This window comes from Vogesella lacus, from assembly GCF_979366295.1.
Window position 1 is genome coordinate 201,829 of the sequence record NZ_CEETQT010000008.1, and the last position, 21,140, is coordinate 222,968.

Consider the following 21,140-nt stretch of genomic DNA (forward strand, 5'->3'; position numbering starts at 1 on the left):
TCCTTCACGGCGATGAAGAACATGGGTCGTGTCATCAGGACTGCCAGTCGAGAATGACCTTGCCACTCTGGCCGGACAACATCGCGGCAAAACCTGCCTCGAAATCATCCACCTTGAAGTGATGCGTAATGATAGGCGAGATATCGAGGCCGGACTGGATCAGCGCCACCATCTTGTACCAGGTTTCAAACATCTCGCGACCATAGATACCCTTAATCTCCAGACCCTTGAAGATCACGTGATTCCAGTCGATGGCCGTATCCGCCGGTGGAATACCCAGCAAGGCAATCTTGCCGCCGTGATTCATGGTGTCCAGCATCTGGCGGAAGGCATGCGGGTTGCCCGACATTTCCAGACCAACGTCAAAGCCCTCGGTCATGCCCAGTTCGGTCATCACGGTTTTCAGGTCTTCGCGGCCAACGTTGACGGCACGGGTCGCGCCCATCTTGCGTGCCAGATCCAGACGGTAATCGTTGACATCAGTAATCACCACATGACGTGCACCCACATGCTTGGCAATCGCCACCGCTATGATGCCGATCGGGCCTGCGCCGGTAATCAGCACATCCTCGCCGACCAGATTGAACGACAACGCGGTATGCACGGCATTACCGAACGGGTCGAAGATCGATGCCAGATCGTCGGACACATCATCCGGAATCGGGAAGGCATTGAAGGCCGGAATCACCAGATACTCGGCAAACGAGCCTTCACGATTGACACCCACGCCGGTGGTGTTGCGGCACAGGTGGCGGCGGCCGGCACGACAGTTACGGCAGTAGCCGCAAGTGATGTGGCCTTCGCCGGAAACACGCTGACCGATCTTGAAGCCCTGCACTTCCGAACCCATGCCGGCGACCACGCCCACGTACTCGTGGCCTACGTGCATCGGTACCGGAATCGTCTTCTGTGCCCAGTCATCCCAGTTCCAGATATGGATGTCTGTGCCGCAGATCGCGGTCTTGGTGATCTTGATCAGCAGATCGTTGTGGCCGACTTCCGGCATCGGGACATCGGTCATCGACAGGCCCGGAGCCGCTTGCAGTTTTGCTAGTGCTTTCATGCTTTGTTGCATCCTTAATACCAGGTTGGCCGCAGCCAACCGACAATCATTTGGAGATAACACCCAGCTCGCGGCCAACCTTGATAAAGGCCGCCACGGTATGTTTGACCTGTTCCAGCGTGTGGCCTGCCGACATCTGGGTGCGGATGCGTGCCTTGCCCTTCGGTACCACCGGATAGGAGAAGCCGGTCACGAACACGCCTTCAGCCAGCAGCGCCGCCGCCATCTCGCCTGCCAGCTTGGCATCGCCCAGCATCACCGGAATGATAGGGTGTTGACCCGGCACCAGGGTAAAGCCCGCTTCGCTCATTGCGCTGCGGAAGTAGTCGGCATTGCGCTTCAGATTGGCGCGCAGCGTGGCGCCTTCTTCGGTAGCAAGAATCTGCAGCACCTTCAGGCTGGCCGCAGTAATGGCCGGTGCCAGCGTGTTGGAGAACAGATACGGACGCGAACGCTGACGCAGCAGGTCGATGATGGCCTGACGACCCGAGACATAACCACCCGACGCGCCGCCCAAGGCCTTGCCCAGTGTGCCGGTATAGATATCAACACGGTCGGAGACGCCGCACAATTCCGGCGTGCCGGCACCTTTTTCGCCGATGAAACCGACAGCGTGCGAGTCATCCACCATCACGATGGCACCGTGACGCTCGGCCACATCGCACAGGGTTTTCAGGTCGGCAATGATGCCGTCCATCGAGAACACGCCATCGGTCACGATCAGCTTGAAGCGCGCACCGGCTGATTCGGCAGCAATCAGTTGCGCTTCCAGATCGGCCATATCGTTGTTCTTGTAACGGAAACGCTTGGCCTTGCACAAGCGCACGCCATCGATGATGGAGGCGTGGTTCAGCTCGTCGGAGATCACTGCGTCTTCTTCGGTCAGCAGGGTCTCGAATACGCCGCCATTGGCATCGAAGCAGCTGGAATACAGAATGGTGTCGTCAGTGCCGAGGAAGCCGGAAACCGCGGCTTCCAGATCCTTGTGTACTTGCTGGGTACCGCAAATGAAGCGCACCGAAGCGCAGCCGTAACCGTAATCATCCAGGCCCTTCTTCGCCGCTTCGATCAGGCGCGCATCGTCAGCCAGACCCAGATAGTTGTTGGCGCAGAAGTTCAACACATCACGGCCACCGCTGAGGGTGATGCCGGCACGTTGTGGCGTGGCAATCACGCGTTCCGGCTTTTCAAAACCGTCAGCGCGGATCTGGTTGAGCGTGGCTTGCAGGTGGGCAAGATAGGTATGATTCATGGCAAGTATTCCTGACACGGTAGGCTCATGCTGCAGTGGAAAGCATGAGCTGATAAAATTGTCACCATTGTAAGTACTGACCAGATAATTTATCAGGAACAGTTACCCGCTTTTTTTGACTGCCAGCTGTGCCTGCCCGACAACATGTCCGAATCCAGCACCACCCGGCCTAAACGCCAGCCCTGCCTCGACTGCCGCTATTTCCAGATCAGTCACGACGCAAGCTTCCCTTATGCCTGCCAGGCCATGCAGTTCAAGAGCCGCAACCTGCCCTGCCTCGATGTGCAAAGACACAGCGGCCAATCCTGCCAATGGTTTGCCGTCAAGATTCAGCGCAAACGGATTTCATGACGCCTGGCCATCTCGAGCTGGCCAAGCACCTTGCCGTAGTGCTCGACAAACAATCGATGGCGCAAACCGGACTTCTCTGCCTGTAATAATTGTGTCTGCAGCCAGCGCTGCAGCTCGGGCTTGCGCGGTGACACATAAAAATAGAAATCCCCCGGATAACTGAGCACCAGCCCGGGAACCGGCTTGAGCCCAGCCCAGATCGCCTGTTCCGGCATCACCTCGATACTGCCACGCGCAAAGTAATCACTGCCGCGTATACCCGAAGCCACCTGACGATAAAGCTCGGGGGTTGTCATCACCTGCTCGCGCACCGCAAGACCCGCCTCACGCCAGATGGCGATATCCGCCCAGCCACCACCCATCAATGCTGTCAGACCCGACTCACGCAGCTGATCCAGCGTACGGATATTGGCAAAGCGCGGCAGCAAATCCGGGCGTGTCATCAGGATGCGCCGGCCGATGAAACCCTCGGTCAACGGCACATCTACCAGCAAAAAGCGCTGGTCGCGTTGCGGGGTACGGATATACCAGTAAACGTCCAGCTCGCCACGCTCCAGCATCACATCAGCACGACGGTTCGGCATTTCGGGGAAAAACTGCAGATGCTGGCCCTGGCCCCCCTCCTTGGCCAAGACTTCAAGCAAGGACTGAAAGTAGCGGGAGTCGCCACCGCCACGCAGCGGAATGCGCAAATCTGCAGCATGCAAGACGCTGATCAGCAGGCTGCTGATCAGCAATAACAGGAAGCGCACCATGATAGACCTCGCCCGGTAAGGGCCATCATTCATAGTGGCAAAGGAATGGCGTACAAACAATGTTGGCCGCAAGATCGTCTGGTCTTGCGGCCAACATGATTAAAACAACAAACCGAATCTAGTGACCGCCAGCAGCAGGCTTGCCTTCTGCATGTGTATCCAGCAGCAGCGGAGCCGTCATGCCAGTTGCGGCATTCGACAGATTATGGCGTGCCAGCAAACGTGAAATCTCCTTGCGCTCTTTCTCGCCATTCAGATTAGCCACTACCAGTCGCCCCTTGCCCTGCCCCAGCGCGCCGCTGACATCATAGTAGGCACCGACAATTGCCAGCCGGCCGCTTTCGACCTCGCCGCCAAAACTCAGCATGGCCGCCTCAACCTGATTGTCCAGATTCTGCAGCTGTGCCTCGTTATTGCTGACATCCTTGTCGATAAACAGCGTAGACAACTGCTTTTGCAGCTCGGCTGGCGCGCGCGAGTAATCGGAACGCGCCATATCGACAGCCTTGCAACCGGGCCTTGCCGTAATCAGCAGCACGGGGACATTCAGCTGGCGCACCGCATAGGTCAGCGCCGCGTCACCACTGGCCAGCTGGTTACCCGGATTCTGCACCACGTAATAAGCACGCTTGCCACGCTCGAGCAGGCGGTTCCTGTTGCTGTCGTCACAACTCAGAATCGCACCGGCCGCCTCGCCATGCTTGCCACCCAGCTTGCCCAGCATAATCACCGCCGCATCCAGTGCCCGGCTGGATTCATCGGCAGCTACGTGCGCCTTGGCCGCATGTGATGACTTGCTTGCCTTTTTGTGAACGGCCGGCTTGGCATAAGGTGAAACCGGATGAATCGCCTTGCGTGGCGGGTGAATCGCAGTAGACAGCGGACGGATGGACGGTGCCAGTTCTTCCGGTTTTTTCTCGGCCACCGGCGCATGGGCAGCCGGCGCGGCCGGTGCTGGCACCGGCTTGGCAGGCGCATGTGCGGCCGCAGGCGCGGCATGCGCCGGGGCGGGAGCGGGGGCATGCGCCGGCGCAGGTGCAGCGTGCGGGTCTCCTGATGCAAAAGCTTGAGACATTGCCGCCAACAAGATCAGACCGACATGCCGATTAATAGTCATTGTTTTCCCTGGGAGCATAATTACGGGCAATGCTTATACTATCGGCGAGATGACAGCAAACTCAAGCCTGCTGCGGTCGCTGGCTGATGAAAACCCCGAGCAAAACCAGCGCGCAGGCAATCCACTGCACGCCTTCAAGGTGCTCGCCGAGGAATATCGCGGCCAGAACCAGTGTGAAGACCGGGATCAGATTGATAAAGGCCGCCGCCATTGCCACCGGCACCTTGCTGACTGACCACGTATACAAGGCATAAGCCCCCAAGGTGATGCAGGCCCCCAGATAGAACACCCACAGCATCGCATCCGGCGGGAAGTGTTGCGGCCAACTGGCGTAAGGCGTCAGCAAGCCGGTACCAAACCACAAGCACCCCATCAAGGTCTGGACGGCCGTAATTGCCAATGCCGAGTAGCGCCCGGACAGTTTTTTGGCAATCAGCACATAGCCAGTTGCACAGATCATGGCGATGAACTCGAGCAGATTGCCGAGAAAGGGATTCGGTGCCGAGGCGCTGCGCTCGCTACTGACGGTCAGCCAGATAATGCCTGCCATCGACAGCGCGATACCGGACAAGGCAGTAGCGGTGAGCCTCTCGCGCAAAAACCACCAGGCACCGATTGCCGCCAGAGCCGGCAAGGTTGCCGTAATCAGCCCTGCTTGCGAAGCACTGGTGTAGAGCAAGGCTTGTGCCTCGAACAGGAAATACAGGCATGGCTCACACAAGCCCAGCAGCAGCAGCCACTTCCAGTCACCCTTGCGATAGCGCCAGCGACTACCACGCCAGTACAGCAAGGGCAGCAGCAAGACCAAAGCAATCACCATGCGGCAGAACAGCACGAACACCGGATCGAACACCTGAAAGACGGTTTTCAGCGCGATAAAAGAACTGGCCCACAACAGCATGGCCACACTCAGTGCGAGATAAGGCAACATCGAAACACCAAAGAATAAAAAATGGCCGACATTATGCCGGCCGCAGGTCACACTGGAGTGCATCAACCATCGCAAATCACTATCGAGATGACAGCGAGGTGATAAATAGCTTAAACCCGCGTTACACTATCGAACACCCACCAGAAGCTAAACAGATTGTTCTGCAATGAAAACAACGCCTGCTTTATCCCCCGATGCCCTGCTCGCCTTTGATGCCCTAGCCCGTCACGGCAGCTTTACTGCTGCGGCTGAAGCCCTGCACTGCGCCAAAAGTCGTATCAGCCAGCTGATCAAGGAACTCGAACAGGAACTGGGCACTGTCCTCGTGCTGCGCAACACCCGCCGCGTCGCGCTGACCGAAAGCGGTCACAGGTTGGCCGCACACGCTACCCGCCTGCGCGAACTGCTGGACAATGTCCGCAATGATATCGAGCAGGCACGCGACAGCGTAGAGGGCAATCTGCGCATCGGCTGCTCGGCCGGCCTGGCCCAGCAGCTGGTCGGCCCGCTACTGGCCGAACTGGCCATGCTCTACCCGGCACTCAATATCGAATTGCAAGTTGAAAACCGGATCCAGGACCCGGTCAGCGAAGGCCTGGACTTTACCCTGCGCACCCGCAATGTCCACGATGACCGCCTGGTCGCCCGCCCGGTGGGCCTGGTCTGGGAAACGCTGTACGCCAGCCCTGACTATCTGGCCAAGCATCCTGCACCACAAACCCCTGCCGAACTGGCGGACCACCAGTTGATCAGCAACAGTTTTTACAGCCAGCTGGGCCGCGAGTGGCGACTGGCTTGCGAGGAAACCACGGCCACCGTCATTGTCGAACCCAAGCTGACCGTTAACCAGTACTCGGTGGTGGCCAACATCCTGCAAGAACATCACGGCATTGGTCTGCTGCCCAGCTATATGGCCAAACCGCTGGTCGAACGCGGCCTGATTGCCCCGGTACTGCCTCAGTGGCGTGCGGCCGGCTGGCCGGTGTTTCTGGTCTTTGCCTATCACCAGCCCATGCCGCGCAAGTATCAGGCCTTCATGTCCTTCATCATCCCGCGCCTGCAAGCTGCGCTGGACAGCATTTGACCCAGACCAAGAAAGCAAGACGGGCTGGCTGTTACAGTCAGGGCCATTTTCTGACCGGTGAGGCATGATGATGCTCGAATACAGTGATCTGTTTATCGTGGGTGGCGGCATGGTCGGTGCGGCGCTGGCGGCGGCCTGTGCCGCCAGCCACTATCGCATCCACGTTCTGGAAACCAGTCTGCCGGATGAGTTCGCAGCAGACAGCCCGCCTGATTTGCGCGTCTCGGCCATCAGCCCCGCCTCGCGCCAGCTGCTGGAAAGCATCGGCGCCTGGTCTGCGATTAGTGCCATGCGTACAGCTCCCTATCAGCGCATGCTGGTCTGGGAAGGTCAGGAAAGTAACGGCACAATGTTCAGTGCCGATGAAATCGGCGAATCCGAACTAGGCCACATCATCGAAAACCGCATTGTCCAGCTGGGCTGCTTGCAGGCCATGCAACAGCACAACAATATCGAATTGATCAGTGGCGATGCGCTGGCCTCTTTCAGCCAGCACGATGATTACTGCCAGATCAGACTGCAAAGCGGCCGCGAATTCCGCGCCAAGCTGCTGGTAGCCGCTGATGGTGCCAACTCGCAGACACGCAGACTGGCCGGCATTGGCCTGGATGCGCATGATTACCCCATGCATGCCTTTGTTGCGACCGTGGCGATTGAAGGTGGCGAACGTGACATTACCTGGCAACGCTTTACCCCGCACGGCCCGCAAAGCCTGCTGCCACTGCCTGGCGACTACGCCTCGCTGGTCTGGTATGAGCGCCCGGAGGTCGTGCGCGAGTTTGAGCAGATGGACGAACAGGCACTGCTTACCGCCTTTACCCGCCAGTTTCCCGATCGCCTGCCCCGGCTGACATCACTGGTATCCCGTGGCAGCTTCGCCCTGACGCGCCGCCACGCCCAGCATTACTTCCGCGGGCGTGTGGTGCTGGCCGGTGATGCCGCCCACACCATCCATCCGCTCGCCGGCCAAGGGGTCAATCTCGGCTTTCAGGATGTGAAATGCCTGGCAGCCTTGATCAACGAAGCGGCCAGACAGCAGCAGGATCAAGGAAGCGAAGCACTATTACGCCAGTACCAGCGCCAGCGCACCGCACCCAACCATGCCATGCAGAGGCTGATGGATGCGTTCTGCTACGGTTTCAGCAACGAAGTCACTCCGCTACGCCTACTACGCCAGTTTTCATTGAAACTGGCCAACCGCCCCAGCCCGCTGAAACGTGAAATCGTGCGCTATGCCTTGGGCTTTTCGCCACTGGCCAAAGGCATTGCCCTGCCTGGCTTGCCCGGCCTGCGCTAACAGCGACCTCTTGCGGCCAACCTGATGTTGGCCGCAACAACATAGCAGAAAAACAAAAAGCCCCTTGGAGATCAAGGGGCTTTTTGCTGGATATCTTGCCGAATTACTTCAGCTTGATTTCCTTGTAAATCACGTGCTTGCGAGCAACAGGATCAAATTTTTTGATCTCCATTTTCTCAGGCATAGTACGCTTGTTTTTGGTGGTGGTGTAGAAATGACCGGTACCAGCGGTCGATTCCAGTTTGATCTTGTCGCGCATGGCTATTCCTTAAAGTCTTCGGTTTCGACGGACGAATTAATTACAGTTCGCCGCGAGCACGCAGGTCAGCCAGAACGGCGTCGATACCCACCTTGTCGATGGTACGCAGAGCTGCGTTAGAAATACGCAGACGTACCCAGCGGTTTTCGCTTTCTACCCAGAACTTGCGATATTGCAGGTTCGGCAAGAAACGACGTTTAGTCTTGTTGTTGGCGTGGGACACATTGTTCCCGGTCATCGGACGCTTGCCGGTGACTTTGCAAACACGCGCCATGGTTAATCACTCCCAAAAGCCGGTATAAAGGTCGATTTATACCATATTAAGCAGCCACTCGACAAGACGATCCCGCACTCTCACATCGAAGGAAGATTGCAGCGATTCGCCATGTAGCATCGGCCAATAAAAGAAGAATCCGCGATAATACCCGAGACTTGCCGAATGTGCAGCAATGACTTGCAATTAGTCATTGATACTGAGGCAAACATACATCACCAGTCCGCAAAAACAGGCTGATTACGAGTGCTTTGTCAACACGCCGCAGTACTAAAAAAATCACCCCGCATCGTGCTTAGCCCATTTCAAAAACAGCAAAAAATCGGTTAAAATCAACGATTCCAACTGAGTTGCAATCCCATGACCAAGTACATCTTCGTTACCGGTGGTGTGGTGTCCTCCCTGGGCAAGGGCATCGCTGCCGCGTCTATCGCCGCCATTCTTGAGTCTCGCGGGCTGAAAGTCACCATGCTTAAGCTCGACCCATATATCAACGTCGATCCGGGCACAATGAGCCCGTTCCAGCACGGTGAAGTCTTTGTAACCGAAGACGGCGCCGAGACCGACCTTGACCTGGGCCACTACGAGCGCTTCATCAAGGCCAAGATGAAGAAGAGCAACAACTTCACTACCGGCCAGGTGTACGAGTCCGTGATCACCAAGGAGCGCCGTGGCGACTACCTAGGTGGCACCGTGCAGGTTATCCCGCACATCACCGACGAAATCAAGCTGAAAGTTCGCGAAGGCGCCGGCGAAGCTGATGTTGCCATCGTCGAAATCGGCGGCACAGTCGGCGATATCGAATCGCTGCCATTCCTCGAAGCCATCCGCCAGATGCGCTCGGGTCTGGGTCGCAAGAACACCCTGTTCGTGCACCTGTCCTACGTACCGTATATTGCTGCTGCCGGCGAAATCAAGACCAAGCCGACCCAGCACTCGGTAAAGGAAATGCGCGAAATCGGCATCCAGCCGGACATCCTGCTGTGCCGTATGGACCGTGAGCTGCCGGAAGACGAAAAGCGCAAGATCGCCCTGTTCTGTAATGTCGAAGAAAATGCCGTTATCGGCTGCTACGACGCGGACTCGATCTACAAGGTACCTGCCATGCTGCATGGCCAGGGCATCGACCAGATCATCTGCGAACAGCTACAGCTTGAGCTGCCACCGGCCGACCTGTCGACCTGGGATCGCATCATCGATGCCATCGAGCATCCGGACAACACTGTCAATATCGCCATGGTCGGCAAGTACGTTGACCTGACCGAGTCGTACAAATCGCTGTCCGAAGCACTGAAGCACGCCGGCGTACACACACGCACCAACGTCAACATCATCTATGTTGACTCGGAAGAGATCGAGCGTGATGGTGCCGAGTCGCTGCGCGACATGGATGCCATCCTGGTACCGGGCGGCTTCGGCAAGCGTGGCGTGGAAGGCAAGATCAAGGCTGTCAAGTTCGCCCGCGAAAACAACATCCCTTACCTGGGCATCTGCCTGGGCATGCAGATCGCACTGATCGAATACGCACGCGACGTTGCCGGCATGACTGGTGCCAACTCTACCGAGTTTGATCTGGAAACCGACTACCCGGTCGTTGCCCTGATCGACGAGTGGGTCAACCACGACGGCAAGATCGAAACCCGTGACGAGAACTCCAATCTGGGCGGCACCATGCGCCTGGGCAGCCAGCAGTGCGACCTCAACGAAGGTTCGCTGGCCGCACGTGTTTACGGCAATACCGTGATTACCGAGCGTCACCGTCACCGCTACGAAGTGAACAATCACTACGTACAGCGCCTGAAAGACGCCGGCCTGACCATCAGTGGCGTCTCTGCCGGTCACGAGAAACTGGTCGAAACCATCGAGCTGGACAAGCACCGCTGGTTCTTTGCCTGCCAGTTCCACCCGGAATTCACCTCGACCCCGCGTGACGGCCATCCGCTGTTTATTGCCTACGTGAAAGCCGCGTTGGCGTATCAAGCAGACAAGACCCAAGCCTGATCCTGACAAGGTTGGCCGCAAATGCGGCCAACCTTGTTTTTGCCTGAGGAAAACATCATGAAACTTGCCGGATTCAACATCGGTATCGACCAGCCCCTGTTCCTGATTGCCGGCCCGTGCGTGATCGAAAGCGAGCAAATGGCGCTCGACACCGCCGGCCAGCTCAAGGAAATCACCAGCGAACTGGGCATCCCCTTCATCTACAAGTCCAGCTTCGACAAGGCCAACCGCTCTTCCGGCAAATCCTTCCGCGGCTTCGGCATGGAAGAAGGCCTGCGCATTCTGGACAAGGTACGCAGCCAGATCGGCGTACCGGTGCTGACCGATGTACACACCGAAGAACAGGTGCCACACGTTGCTGCTGTAGTTGACGCACTACAAACCCCTGCTTTTCTGGCACGCCAGACCGATTTCATCCGTGCCGTTGCCGTTTGCGGCAAGCCGGTGAACATCAAGAAAGGCCAGTTCATGGCACCGGGCGACATGAAGCACGTGATCGACAAGGCGCGCGAAGCCGCCCTCGAAGCCGGCCTCGACCCGAACAGCTTCATGGCCTGCGAGCGCGGTGCCTCCTTCGGCTACAACAATCTGGTTTCCGACATGCGCAGCCTCGCCATCATGCGAGAAACCGGCTGCCCGGTCGTGTATGACGCCACTCACTCGGTACAACTGCCAGGCGGCCAGGGCACCAGCTCCGGCGGCCAGCGCGAATTCGTACCGGTACTGGCACGTGCAGCCGTAGCAACCGGCATCGCCGGCCTGTTCATGGAAACCCACCCGAATCCGCCATGCGCCCTGTCCGATGGCCCGAATGCCTGGCCACTGGGACGCATGAAAGAATTGCTGCAAACCCTCAAGCAAATTGACGCGCTGGTCAAGGGACAGCCGCTTGCCGAGACTTTGCTGTAACTCATTGACTCCGCGGCCAAGCTGCTACAAGGTTGGCCGCACCGAATTCACGGTTTTGATTGATTTACTTTCTGCAAGGAAGATGCAATGAGCGCAATCATCGACGTAATCGCCCGCGAGATCCTCGACTCTCGTGGCAACCCGACTGTTGAAGCAGACGTACTGCTGGAATCCGGCGTAATGGGCCGTGCGGCTGTACCGTCCGGCGCCTCCACCGGCGAAAAAGAAGCACTGGAACTGCGTGACGGCGACAAATCCCGCTATCTGGGTAAAGGCGTCCTGAAGGCTGTTGAAAACATCAACACCGAAATCTGCGAAGCCATCGTTGGCCTCGACGCCTCCGACCAGGCCTTCATCGACAAGACCATGATCGAGCTGGACGGCACCGAGACCAAGTCCCGCCTGGGCGCCAATGCCCTGCTGGCCGTATCCATGGCCGTTGCCCGCGCAGCTGCCGAAGATGCCGGTCTGCCACTGTATCGCTACCTCGGTGGTGCCGGCCCGATGTCGCTGCCAGTGCCGATGATGAACGTGATCAATGGTGGCGAGCACGCCAACAACACCCTGGATATCCAGGAATTCATGATCATCCCGGTTGGCGCACCAACCTTCCGCGAAGCACTGCGCTGTGGCGCCGAAATCTTCCACGCACTGAAGAAACTGTGCGACAGCAAAGGCTACGCCACCACCGTTGGTGACGAAGGCGGCTTCGCCCCTAACCTGAAGAGCCACGAAGAAGCCATCACCCTGATCCTCGAAGCCATCGACGCTGCCGGCTACGTTGCCGGTCAGGACGTGATGCTGGCACTGGATTGCGCCTCTTCCGAGTTCTATAAGGATGGCAAGTACCACCTGACCGCCGAAGGTCTGGCACTGACTTCCGAGCAGTTCGCCGACTACCTGGAGACTCTGGTCAACAAGTACCCGATCATCTCCATCGAAGACGGCATGAGCGAGCACGACTGGGCTGGCTGGAAACTGCTGACCGATCGTCTGGGCGACCGCGTGCAGATCGTCGGCGACGACCTGTTCGTGACCAATCCGAAGATCCTGGCTCAAGGCATCGAAGGCGGCCTCGCCAACTCGCTGCTGGTTAAAGTGAACCAGATCGGCACCCTGTCCGAGACCCTGAAAGCCGTTGACCTGGCCAAGCGTAACCGCTACACCAGCGTAATGAGCCATCGTTCCGGCGAAACCGAAGACAGCACCATTGCTGACCTGGCCGTTGCGACCAACTGCATGCAGATCAAGACCGGCTCGCTGTCGCGTTCCGACCGCATGGCCAAGTACAACCAGCTGCTGCGTATCGAAGAAGAGCTGGGTGATGCTGCCGTTTATCCGGGCCGTTCCGCCTTTTACCACCTGAAGTAAGTCATGCGCTGGTTGACCCTGACACTGATCATCCTGATCACTGCCCTGCAATGGCCCCTGTGGCTAGGCAAGGGCAGTTGGGTCAGGGTCTGGCAGCTGGACACCCAGGTTGAAGAACAGCATGCGGCCAACACCGTTCTGGTTGGCCGCAATGCTGCTCTCGAAGCCGAAATCCAGGACCTGAAACAAGGCTCGGCAGCCATAGAGGAACGTGCCCGCAACGAGCTGGGCATGATTCGTGAAGACGAAGTTTTCTTTCAGCTACTGGACAAAACTACGGTTCGCAATACACCATAATCAAATCGGCACTTGGTTATTTGCAACCGGCTCCCACAAAATCAGATGGCAAGTCATAAAAGTTACAGGGTCTGGTCCATGACGACGCACAATCCTATCGACACCGCCCGAGAAACGCTGAAGCAACTCACGTTACGCAAATTGTTGCCGACACCGGACAATTTCGAACGCGTTTTCTACGAGCTGATAGGAGAGCCTGTCAACGGCCGCAACAAGCTGGCCGAGTTGCTGCTCAGAGCTTACGAAAGCCTGCCGGCCGAAGATCCGAGCGCCAAGATTGCCATGGCCAAGCTGCGCCGTGCCATCGATGACGAAAAGTGGGAGCTCGTTCCGCAGCTCACTATCGAGCTGACCAAACTCAGCACCCGCCGCCAACAGCAAACCCAGAGCTGGGGCGAGCTGATCATGAACCTGATCAAGGCGTGGGAAGTCCGTACGCCTGGCATCAATCAACAATACAAGCAGACCGCGCTGGATCGCGTGCTGCTGACATTCGGCAATAGCCCGGATGACCTGGCCGAAAAGCTTGGCAATCTGGTGAATGGCTGGCTGCAGCCTGGCGCCGCCAGCACGGTAGAAACCGCCGAACCGCCAGCACCGGCAAACAGCCCGGTGACGACTGCCGACAATGGCAGTGTGGTGACACAAAGCGTCAGCAACCAATGGCGCACCTGGGCTGAGGTTCTCGATTACACGCTGAAGTTCGGCATCGAACCACGTCTGGTGCACTATCCGGAGCTGGCCCAGCACTTCAGCGACGTGCGTACCAGCCTGTCGTCCATCCAGCTGGAACACGAGATTGACGGCTTCTTCCCGCAATTGCGCAGCTTCCTGATTCGCCTCGAAATGCAGTCGCATGACGAAGAGCGTCTGGTAACCGGCCTGTCGAATCTGATGCAGCTGATGCTGCAGAATGTCGCCGAACTCAACCGCAGCGACAGTTATCTGGTCGGCCAGATCAGCAATCTGCAGCAGCTGCTGTCGCAGCCGCACATCTCGGTGCAGCACATCTATCAGCTGGAAGCCAGCCTCAAGGATGTGATTTACAAGCAAGGCACGCTGAAAAACTCGCTGGACGAGGCGACCAACTCGCTGCGCGCCCTGCTGGACACCTTCCTTGCCAAGCTGTCGACCATGGCCGACAGTACCGGCGACTTCCACCAGAAGATCAGCAATCACAGCGACCGTATCCGCAACACCACCGATGTGCAGGAAATCAACGGCATCCTGCAATCTTTGCTGGCCGACACCGCCAGCATGCAGACCGACCTCAGCAGTTCACGCGAAGAGCTTTTGTCAGCGCGTGACGAGGTGCAAAGTGCCCAGCAGCGTATCCGCGAACTGGAAACCGCCCTCGAAACTGCCAGTATCAAGAACAAGGAAGACCAGCTGACCGGCGCTTACAACCGCCGCGGCCTGGAAGAATACTTCGAACGTGAAATCAGCCGCGCCGAGCGCAATGGCCAGCCGCTGTCAGTTGCCCTGATCGACGTCGACAACTTCAAGCAGCTGAATGATCGCTATGGCCACCTGACTGGTGACGAGGTGCTGAAATTCCTGGTCGACATGATGCATCGCAGCCTGCGCACCTCTGACGTGGTGGCACGTTTCGGCGGCGAAGAGTTTGTCGTGCTGCTGCCGGACACCCCGTGGCTGGAAGGTGTCGAGCTGATCCAGCGCCTGCAGCGCGAGCTGACCAAGAACTTCTATCTGGCCAATCAGGACAGACTGGTGGTGACCTTCAGCGCCGGCGTCGCACAATGGCATCTGGGCGAACGCGATACCGATGTAATCGAACGCGCCGACCGCGCCATGTATCAGGCCAAGCTGGCCGGCAAAAACCGCACCCTGTCAGCCGAACAGGCTGGTTGATCCTCTCTGCGGCCAACCTTTCCTGCTAACGTTGGCCGCAAAGCAGACCCACTCGCCCCTGCCAATACCACCTAGCCGTCAGGCCGGCATCACACCGTCAAGCCTGATGCATCAAGCCAGATCGGCACCACCACCCTTTTTCATCGCTTTGCCGGCTTCGGCGCGCTGACGACGCACAGCTTTCGGGTCGGCAATCAGCGGACGATAAATCTCGACCCTGTCCTGCTGGCGCAGAACTTGGCTATCAGCCACCGCCTTGCCGAAAATGCCGAGCTTGAGCGGCTGCTCACTGATTTCAGAAAAGTGCCCACTGATACCCGACAAGCTCACCGCCTCGGCGGCCGTCGTACCCTGCGGCACCCGACATGAAAGTATCAACTGCTTGTCGGGCCGCGCGTAGGCGACCTCGATATCCAGCCACTCAGTCATCGCCGTAAACCCTGTCTGCCTCCTTGATGAAGGCGTCAACCAGCGTACCGGAAATGTGGCCGAAAACCGGGCCGATCAGCGTCTCGAGAATGCGGCTGGAAAACTGGTAAGTCAGGCGGAACTCGATCTTGCAGCCGAAATCGCCAAGCGGATGAAAGTGCCAACGCCCTTGCAGACTCTCGAACGGCCCATCCACCAGCTCCATCAGGATTTCACTCGGCTCGGTATTGATATTGCGGGTAGTGAAGTGCTGCTTCACTTTCAGGTAATCGATGTGCAGGCTGGCCACCAGCTGCGCCCCTTCACGGCTGTGCTCTTCGGCACGCGCGCACCAGGGCAGGAAGCGCGGGTAATGGCTGACCTCATCCACCAACCGGAACATCTGCTCCGGCGTATGCGCCACCAGGACGCTTTTTTCCACAACTTGCATGCTTTGAATCTTGTCCGTTCGCCCTGCTGCAAGGTTGGCCGCAGCAAGGTCATGAATTTACGCCACTTTGGCTTATTCCTGTCTTCTGGTAGAATGCGCGGTTTACCGCACTTGCCTGGTTCTGCCACGACATGAGCATCATCGATAACCGCAAAGCCTTTCACGATTATTTCATCGAGGAAAAACTCGAAGCCGGTCTGGTACTGGAAGGCTGGGAAGTCAAATCCATTCGCGCCGGCCGTGTACAGCTCAAGGAAAGCTATGTGATGTTCCGCAGCGGGGCATTCTACCTCGTTGGCTGCCATATTACCGCATTGCAATCCGCCTCTACCCATATTCACCCCGATCCGACGCGTGACCGCAAACTGCTGCTCAAGCAGGAAGAAACCAACCGTCTGATCGGCAAGGTCGAGCGTGCCGGCTACACCATGGTGGCGCTGAACCTGCACTTCAGCAAAGGTCGCGTGAAGGCCGATATCGGCCTGGCCAAAGGCAAGAAGCAGCACGACAAGCGCCAGAGCGAAAAAGAACGCGAATGGCAGCGTGAAAAGCAGCGCCTGATCCGCGACAAAGGGCAAGCATGAAGCCCGGTGCCGCCCTGCCGCTGGTCCTGATTACCCTGGGCCTGCTCTGGTTTCTCAAATCGAGCAATCTCCTGCCCGACACCACCACCCTGCTCGCCATTTTGCTGGCCATTAGCGGGGTGGTTTTGCTTTTGCTCGATGGTATAACCAAGTCATCCATCGTCTCCAGCCCGATGCTGGTTTATGCCGGTGCCTGTGTTTACCTGCTGGACGAAGACGTGCTGCGGCTGAGTCACGGTCTGTCGCTGGGCATGGTGCTGCTGGGCATACTGATGCTGATCGCCCGCAGCGACCGCATCCCGCTGCAACGACGCCGTCCGCCACTCGCCGAAAACGAGCCGGACCGCTACTGAACGAATTTGCATTGCCGGCCACCGCCGGTGTTTACCCTCAAGGAAAGTCATGGACAAAATCCTCATCCTCGATTTCGGCTCCCAGGTCAGCCAGCTGATCGCCCGCCGTGTACGTGAAGCGCATGTCTACTGCGAACTGCACCCGTTCGACATGCCCATAGACGAGATCCGTGCCTTCAACCCGAAAGCCATCATCCTGTCCGGTGGCCCCAATTCGGTGTACGAATCCGATTACCAGGCCGACCCTGCCCTGTTCACCCTGGGTGTACCGGTACTGGGTATTTGCTACGGCATGCAGTTCATGGCGCAAAGCCTGGGCGGCAAGGTCGAGGCCGGTGACAAGCGCGAATTCGGCTACGCCGAAATCCAGGCACGCCATCACTCCAAGCTGCTGGAAGGCCTGCAGGATCGCGTAGACGACGCCGGCAACGGCTTCCTCGACGTGTGGATGAGCCACGGCGACAAGGTTACCGCCATGCCGGCCGGCTTCAACGTGATTGCCGAAACTCCGTCCTGCCCGATCGCCGCAATGGCCGACGAGGCTCGCGGTTTCTACGCCGTGCAGTTCCATCCGGAAGTGACTCACACCAAGCGCGGCACCGAAATGCTGCACCGCTTCGTGCTGTACATCGCCGGTGCCAAGCCGTCGTGGACCATGCCGAACTACATCGAAGAAGCGATCCAGAAAATCCGCGAACAGGTGGGTGACGAAGAAGTCATCCTCGGCCTGTCCGGCGGTGTGGATTCTTCCGTTGCTGCGGCGCTGATCCACCGCGCCATCGGTAGCCAGCTGACCTGCGTCTTCGTTGACCACGGTCTGTTGCGCCTGAACGAAGGCGATATGGTGATGGAGATGTTCGCGCGCAATATGGGCGTGAAAGTGATCCGTGTTGATGCTTCCGAACAGTTCATGAGCAAGCTGGCTGGCGAATCCGATCCGGAGAAGAAGCGCAAGATCATCGGCGCCGAATTCGTCGAGGTGTTCCAGCAGGAATCCGGCAAGCTGACCAATGCCAAGTGGCTGGCACAAGGCACCATCTATCCGGACGTGATCGAATCGGCCGGTGCCAAGACCAAGAAAGCCCATGCGATCAAGAGCCACCACAATGTGGGCGGCCTGCCGGAAGACATGGACCTCAAGCTCTTGGAGCCACTGCGCGACCTGTTCAAGGACGAAGTCCGCCAGCTGGGCGTGGCGCTGGGCCTGCCGCACGATATGGTTTATCGTCACCCCTTCCCGGGCCCAGGCTTGGGCGTGCGCATCCTTGGCGAAGTGAAAATGGACTACGCCGACCTGCTGCGTCGTGCCGATGCCATCTTCATCGAAGAGCTGCGTAACACCGTGGACGAGAAAACCGGCAAGAACTGGTACGAGCTGACCAGCCAGGCTTTCGCCGTGTTCCTGCCGGTAAAATCCGTCGGCGTGATGGGCGATGGCCGCACTTACGACTATGTCGTGGCACTGCGCGCCGTGATCACCAGCGACTTCATGACCGCACACTGGGCCGAGCTGCCGTACAGCCTGCTGGGCAAGGTATCCAACCGCATCATCAACGAAGTACGCGGCATCAACCGCGTGGTCTACGATGTAAGCGGCAAGCCGCCAGCGACGATCGAGTGGGAATAATCCCCCGCCCATGAAAAATGGCCAGCTTAGCTGGCCATTTTTCTTTAGCCGCGCATCAACAGGCGCTGCAGCAACTTCCTCGCTTCATCCAGCAGCAGCACGCTACTGGCCAGCCCCGCGGCCGTCAACCAGCCTTGTGCCTGCAAGTCCACGGTATCAAACACCGCCTGCGCCGGTGCCCAGTGCACCACCAGCACCTGCAGACCGACCACACCCAGCAGCGCCAGCCACAACTTGCCGTTGGCAAAGAACTGGCTGTTGAATGCGCTGCCATGCTCGGCGCGCGCATTGAAGATATTGAAGAACTGGCACAACACAAAAGTGGTGAAAGCCATGGTCAGTGCGTAGGCCTCACCCTGAGCCTGCCCCAGCCCGTATGCGGCCAACGTTGCCGCCGCCATCGTCGCGCCATAAGCCAGCAAGCGCAGCAGGCGCTGGCCGGTCAGGATATTGCTGTTGGCCGCCCGCGGTTTGTCCTGCATGATGCCGGGCCGCGCCTGCTCGACCCCCAGCGTCATCGCCGGCGGGCCATCCATGATGATGTTGACCCACAAGATCTGAATCGCCGTGAACGGCGTCGGGAAGCCGAACAGCGGCGCGCCGAGCACCGTCAGGATCGCGCCGATATTGGTCGACAGCTGAAAGCGCACGAACTTGACGATATTGTCGTAAATCGTGCGCCCCTCGCGTACCGCGCCGACGATGCTGGCGAAGTTGTCGTCAGTCAGCACCAGCGTCGCCGCCTCCTTGCTGACCTCGGTACCAGTAATGCCCATCGCCACGCCGATGTCGGCGGTTTTCAGCGCCGGCGCATCGTTGACACCATCGCCGGTCATCGCCACCACCTCGCCCTGCTGGCGCAGAGCGGCGACGATTTGCAGCTTGTGCGTCGGTGACACGCGGGCAAACACCGCCGTGCGCGCCACCATCGCGGCCAGGCTGGCCTCGTCAAGGCCATCCAGCTCGCGCCCTTCGTGCACTTCGCCTGTCAGGCCCAGATCGCGCGCGATGGCAGCGGCGGTTGCCGCGTGATCGCCGGTAATCATCTTCACCGCGATGCCGGCACGATGGCACTGCGCAATCGCCTCGCGCGCCTCCGGCCGTGGCGGGTCGATGATGCCGATCAGCCCCAGCAACACCAGCTGCTCGGCAAACACAGTCAGATCGGTCGCGGCCTCGAATTCGGCGCGTGTCAGCAGCCGGGTCGCCAGCGCCAGCACACGCATCGCCTCGCCGGCCATGGCCTGGTTCTCGGCGACAAAGGCAGCACGCTGCGCTTCATCCAGCGGCGCGACACCATCCGGCTGCAGGCTGGCCGTCGCCCGTGCCAGCAGCACATCCGGCGCGCCCTTCAGCCAGATTCGCACGCCATCGCCTTCGGCATGAAAGGTCGCCATGAATTTGTGCGCCGAATCAAACGGAATCTCGGCCAGACGCGGCATATTGGCCGCAGGCAAACCGGTTTTGGCCGCCAGCGCCAGCAAAGCACCTTCGGTCGGATCACCGATCAGCTCGCCATTCTGCAAGCGCGCATCGCTACACAAGGTAGCGGCCAACTGCAGCGGGCTAAAATCGACACCGCCCGCCAGCGCCGTCGCCGCGATAATTTCGCCGCCCTCGTCGTACCCCTCGCCGCTGACACGGAAAGGTTGGCCGCAATAATAGAGCTTGCGCGCCGTCATCTGGTTCAGCGTCAGCGTGCCGGTCTTGTCCGAGCAGATCACCGTGGTGCAACCCAGCGTCTCGACTGCGGCCAACCTTTTCACAATGGCATTGCGCCCGGCCATGCGATGCATGCCCAGAGCCAGCGTCACCGTCACCACCGCCGGCAAGCCCTCCGGAATCGCCGCTACCGCCAGTGCGATCGCGGTCATGATGGTCTGCACCAAGTCATCGCCACGCGCGATGCCAACCACAAAGATGATACCAACCACCAGCGCGGCAATCAGTGCCAGCCGCTTGCCCAGCGCATCGAGCTGGATCTGCAGCGGCGTGGCAGATTCGGCCGCCTCGGCCAGCAGGCCGGCCAGCCGGCCCATTTCGGTCTGCATGCCGGTGGCGGTTACCACCGCCTCCAGCCGGCCACGCGTCACCACGGTATTCATGTACAGCATGCAAAAACGCTCGGCCAGCACGCTATCGGCCGCCACGCTGCCGGCCTGCTTGGCCACGGCGTGCGACTCGCCGGTCAGCGCCGCCTCGGCGACTTCGGCCGACACCGCCAGCAATACACGCGCATCGGCCGGAATGCGATCGCCCGCCTCCAGCAGCAGGATATCGCCCGGCACCAGCTCGCTGGCCGCCACTAGCTGCACCTCACCACCGCGCCGCACCCGTGCCTGCGGCGCCAGCATGCCCTTGAGCGCCGCCAGTGCTGCCTCGGCGCGATGCTCCTGCACAAAGCCCAGTGTGGCATTCAGCAATACCACGATGACGATCACCACCGAGTCCTTGATATCGCCGACCACGCCGGCCAGCACCGCCGCCGCCAGCAACACCAGCACCAGCACATTGCGAAACTGGTCGACAAACTTCAGCCAGGCGGGGCGGGATGGCCGGCTGGCCAGCACATTCTCGCCATGCGCAAGCAAACGCTGGCGCGCGTTGGCCGCATCCAGCCCCGCCGCCTCGCTAGCCAGTCGCGCCAACACCGACTCTGCCGGCATGGCATGACTGTCATCTGCCACTCCTGTTTTTTCCTGCGCCATCTGCCTGCCTTCCACTGCCTGTCCTCTCTTGCTTTCATGGCGGCATCGCCACGATTTCGCATGCAAAATGCTACAGCCGACAGTCTACTCCTGCCGGCCCACACCATGACAAGTGGCAGACAAATGATGCCGGCAAGCGTTCCATCGACTTTATTGCGCATCATCAAGCAAGCCGC

General features: G+C 59.0%; 21 protein-coding genes. 11 read left to right on the forward strand and 10 right to left on the reverse strand.

Annotation, left to right across the window (positions count from 1 at the left end; genetic code table 11):
- Positions 1–34: 34 nt before the first annotated feature.
- Both tdh and ACZ9W6_RS12125 read right to left on the reverse strand, forming a co-directional pair.
- Positions 35–1,063: an L-threonine 3-dehydrogenase gene (gene tdh / locus ACZ9W6_RS12120; RefSeq protein WP_465191420.1), complete on the reverse strand. Its 1,029-nt coding sequence runs from the start codon at positions 1,061–1,063 to the stop codon at positions 35–37.
- 46 nt (positions 1,064–1,109) lie between these two features.
- The gene (locus tag ACZ9W6_RS12125) at positions 1,110–2,315 is read right to left on the reverse strand and encodes a glycine C-acetyltransferase (protein WP_465191421.1); all 1,206 of its coding nucleotides are present in this window, start codon (positions 2,313–2,315) and stop codon (positions 1,110–1,112) included.
- Between the two features lie 144 nt (positions 2,316–2,459).
- On the opposite strand from ACZ9W6_RS12125, the gene ACZ9W6_RS12130 reads away from it, so the two are divergent.
- Positions 2,460–2,666, forward strand: a complete 207-nt coding sequence (locus ACZ9W6_RS12130) for a hypothetical protein (protein ID WP_465191422.1) — start codon at positions 2,460–2,462, stop codon at positions 2,664–2,666.
- Here the strand turns inward: ACZ9W6_RS12130 and ACZ9W6_RS12135 are convergent.
- The 3 genes from ACZ9W6_RS12135 to ACZ9W6_RS12145 form a co-directional block, all read right to left on the reverse strand.
- Entirely contained in the window at positions 2,645–3,421 is a 777-nt protein-coding gene (locus ACZ9W6_RS12135; protein WP_465191423.1) for a hypothetical protein, read from the reverse strand. The genes ACZ9W6_RS12130 and ACZ9W6_RS12135 overlap by 22 nt on opposite strands.
- A 118-nt stretch (positions 3,422–3,539) precedes the next feature.
- Positions 3,540–4,496: a hypothetical protein gene (locus ACZ9W6_RS12140; protein ID WP_465191424.1), complete on the reverse strand. Its 957-nt coding sequence runs from the start codon at positions 4,494–4,496 to the stop codon at positions 3,540–3,542.
- Positions 4,497–4,599: 103 nt separating this feature from the next.
- Complete coding sequence (locus tag ACZ9W6_RS12145; RefSeq protein WP_465191425.1) at positions 4,600–5,469, reverse strand: DMT family transporter; 870 nt, start codon at positions 5,467–5,469, stop codon at positions 4,600–4,602.
- 166 nt (positions 5,470–5,635) lie between these two features.
- Here ACZ9W6_RS12145 and ACZ9W6_RS12150 point away from each other — a divergent pair, with 166 nt between their 5' ends.
- Together ACZ9W6_RS12150 and ACZ9W6_RS12155 are read left to right on the forward strand one after the other, a co-directional pair.
- Positions 5,636–6,553 (forward strand): LysR family transcriptional regulator, encoded by a 918-nt coding sequence (locus tag ACZ9W6_RS12150; protein ID WP_465191426.1) that lies wholly within the window; start codon positions 5,636–5,638, stop codon positions 6,551–6,553.
- A gap of 64 nt (positions 6,554–6,617) precedes the next feature.
- Positions 6,618–7,850, forward strand: coding sequence for a UbiH/UbiF/VisC/COQ6 family ubiquinone biosynthesis hydroxylase (locus tag ACZ9W6_RS12155; RefSeq protein WP_465191427.1), 1,233 nt, complete (start codon positions 6,618–6,620; stop codon positions 7,848–7,850).
- 103 nt (positions 7,851–7,953) lie between these two features.
- Here ACZ9W6_RS12155 and rpmG read toward each other — a convergent pair whose 3' ends face one another.
- Both rpmG and rpmB read right to left on the reverse strand, forming a co-directional pair.
- On the reverse strand, positions 7,954–8,109 hold the full coding sequence (gene rpmG, locus ACZ9W6_RS12160) for a 50S ribosomal protein L33 (RefSeq protein ID WP_465011864.1): 156 nt from the start codon (positions 8,107–8,109) through the stop codon (positions 7,954–7,956).
- A 40-nt stretch (positions 8,110–8,149) separates the two neighbouring features.
- On the reverse strand, positions 8,150–8,383 hold the full coding sequence (rpmB, locus tag ACZ9W6_RS12165; protein WP_026107616.1) for a 50S ribosomal protein L28: 234 nt from the start codon (positions 8,381–8,383) through the stop codon (positions 8,150–8,152).
- 360 nt (positions 8,384–8,743) lie between these two features.
- Between rpmB and ACZ9W6_RS12170 the strand changes: the two genes are divergently transcribed.
- From ACZ9W6_RS12170 to ACZ9W6_RS12190, 5 genes are all read left to right on the forward strand, one after another.
- Positions 8,744–10,384 (forward strand): CTP synthase, encoded by a 1,641-nt coding sequence (locus tag ACZ9W6_RS12170; protein WP_465191428.1) that lies wholly within the window; start codon positions 8,744–8,746, stop codon positions 10,382–10,384.
- Positions 10,385–10,441: 57 nt separating this feature from the next.
- Entirely contained in the window at positions 10,442–11,293 is an 852-nt protein-coding gene (gene kdsA / locus ACZ9W6_RS12175) for a 3-deoxy-8-phosphooctulonate synthase (protein WP_465191429.1), read from the forward strand.
- 87 nt (positions 11,294–11,380) lie between these two features.
- A complete protein-coding gene (eno, locus tag ACZ9W6_RS12180; protein ID WP_465191430.1) occupies positions 11,381–12,664 on the forward strand; it encodes a phosphopyruvate hydratase in 1,284 nt (427 codons plus the stop codon).
- 3 nt (positions 12,665–12,667) lie between these two features.
- Positions 12,668–12,961: a cell division protein FtsB gene (ftsB, locus tag ACZ9W6_RS12185; protein ID WP_465191431.1), complete on the forward strand. Its 294-nt coding sequence runs from the start codon at positions 12,668–12,670 to the stop codon at positions 12,959–12,961.
- A gap of 78 nt (positions 12,962–13,039) precedes the next feature.
- Positions 13,040–14,833: a GGDEF domain-containing protein gene (locus ACZ9W6_RS12190; protein WP_465191432.1), complete on the forward strand. Its 1,794-nt coding sequence runs from the start codon at positions 13,040–13,042 to the stop codon at positions 14,831–14,833.
- Between the two features lie 111 nt (positions 14,834–14,944).
- Here ACZ9W6_RS12190 and ACZ9W6_RS12195 read toward each other — a convergent pair whose 3' ends face one another.
- Positions 14,945–15,262 (reverse strand): RnfH family protein, encoded by a 318-nt coding sequence (locus ACZ9W6_RS12195; RefSeq protein WP_465191433.1) that lies wholly within the window; start codon positions 15,260–15,262, stop codon positions 14,945–14,947.
- Complete coding sequence (locus tag ACZ9W6_RS12200; RefSeq protein ID WP_465191434.1) at positions 15,255–15,692, reverse strand: type II toxin-antitoxin system RatA family toxin; 438 nt, start codon at positions 15,690–15,692, stop codon at positions 15,255–15,257. Before ACZ9W6_RS12200 ends, ACZ9W6_RS12195 begins: the two co-directional genes overlap by 8 nt.
- Before the next feature lie 131 nt (positions 15,693–15,823).
- Between ACZ9W6_RS12200 and smpB the strand changes: the two genes are divergently transcribed.
- From smpB to guaA, 3 genes are read left to right on the forward strand one after another with little or no spacing between them, the layout of a single operon-like run.
- Entirely contained in the window at positions 15,824–16,276 is a 453-nt protein-coding gene (gene smpB / locus ACZ9W6_RS12205) for an SsrA-binding protein SmpB (RefSeq protein ID WP_465191435.1), read from the forward strand.
- Positions 16,273–16,629, forward strand: coding sequence for a hypothetical protein (locus ACZ9W6_RS12210; protein WP_465191436.1), 357 nt, complete (start codon positions 16,273–16,275; stop codon positions 16,627–16,629). The genes smpB and ACZ9W6_RS12210 overlap by 4 nt, the downstream gene beginning before the upstream one ends.
- A gap of 49 nt (positions 16,630–16,678) precedes the next feature.
- Positions 16,679–18,256, forward strand: coding sequence for a glutamine-hydrolyzing GMP synthase (gene guaA / locus ACZ9W6_RS12215; RefSeq protein WP_465191437.1), 1,578 nt, complete (start codon positions 16,679–16,681; stop codon positions 18,254–18,256).
- 44 nt (positions 18,257–18,300) lie between these two features.
- Here the strand turns inward: guaA and ACZ9W6_RS12220 are convergent, their stop codons facing one another.
- The gene (locus tag ACZ9W6_RS12220) at positions 18,301–20,964 is read right to left on the reverse strand and encodes a cation-translocating P-type ATPase (protein WP_465191438.1); all 2,664 of its coding nucleotides are present in this window, start codon (positions 20,962–20,964) and stop codon (positions 18,301–18,303) included.
- Positions 20,965–21,140: the final 176 nt, after the last annotated feature.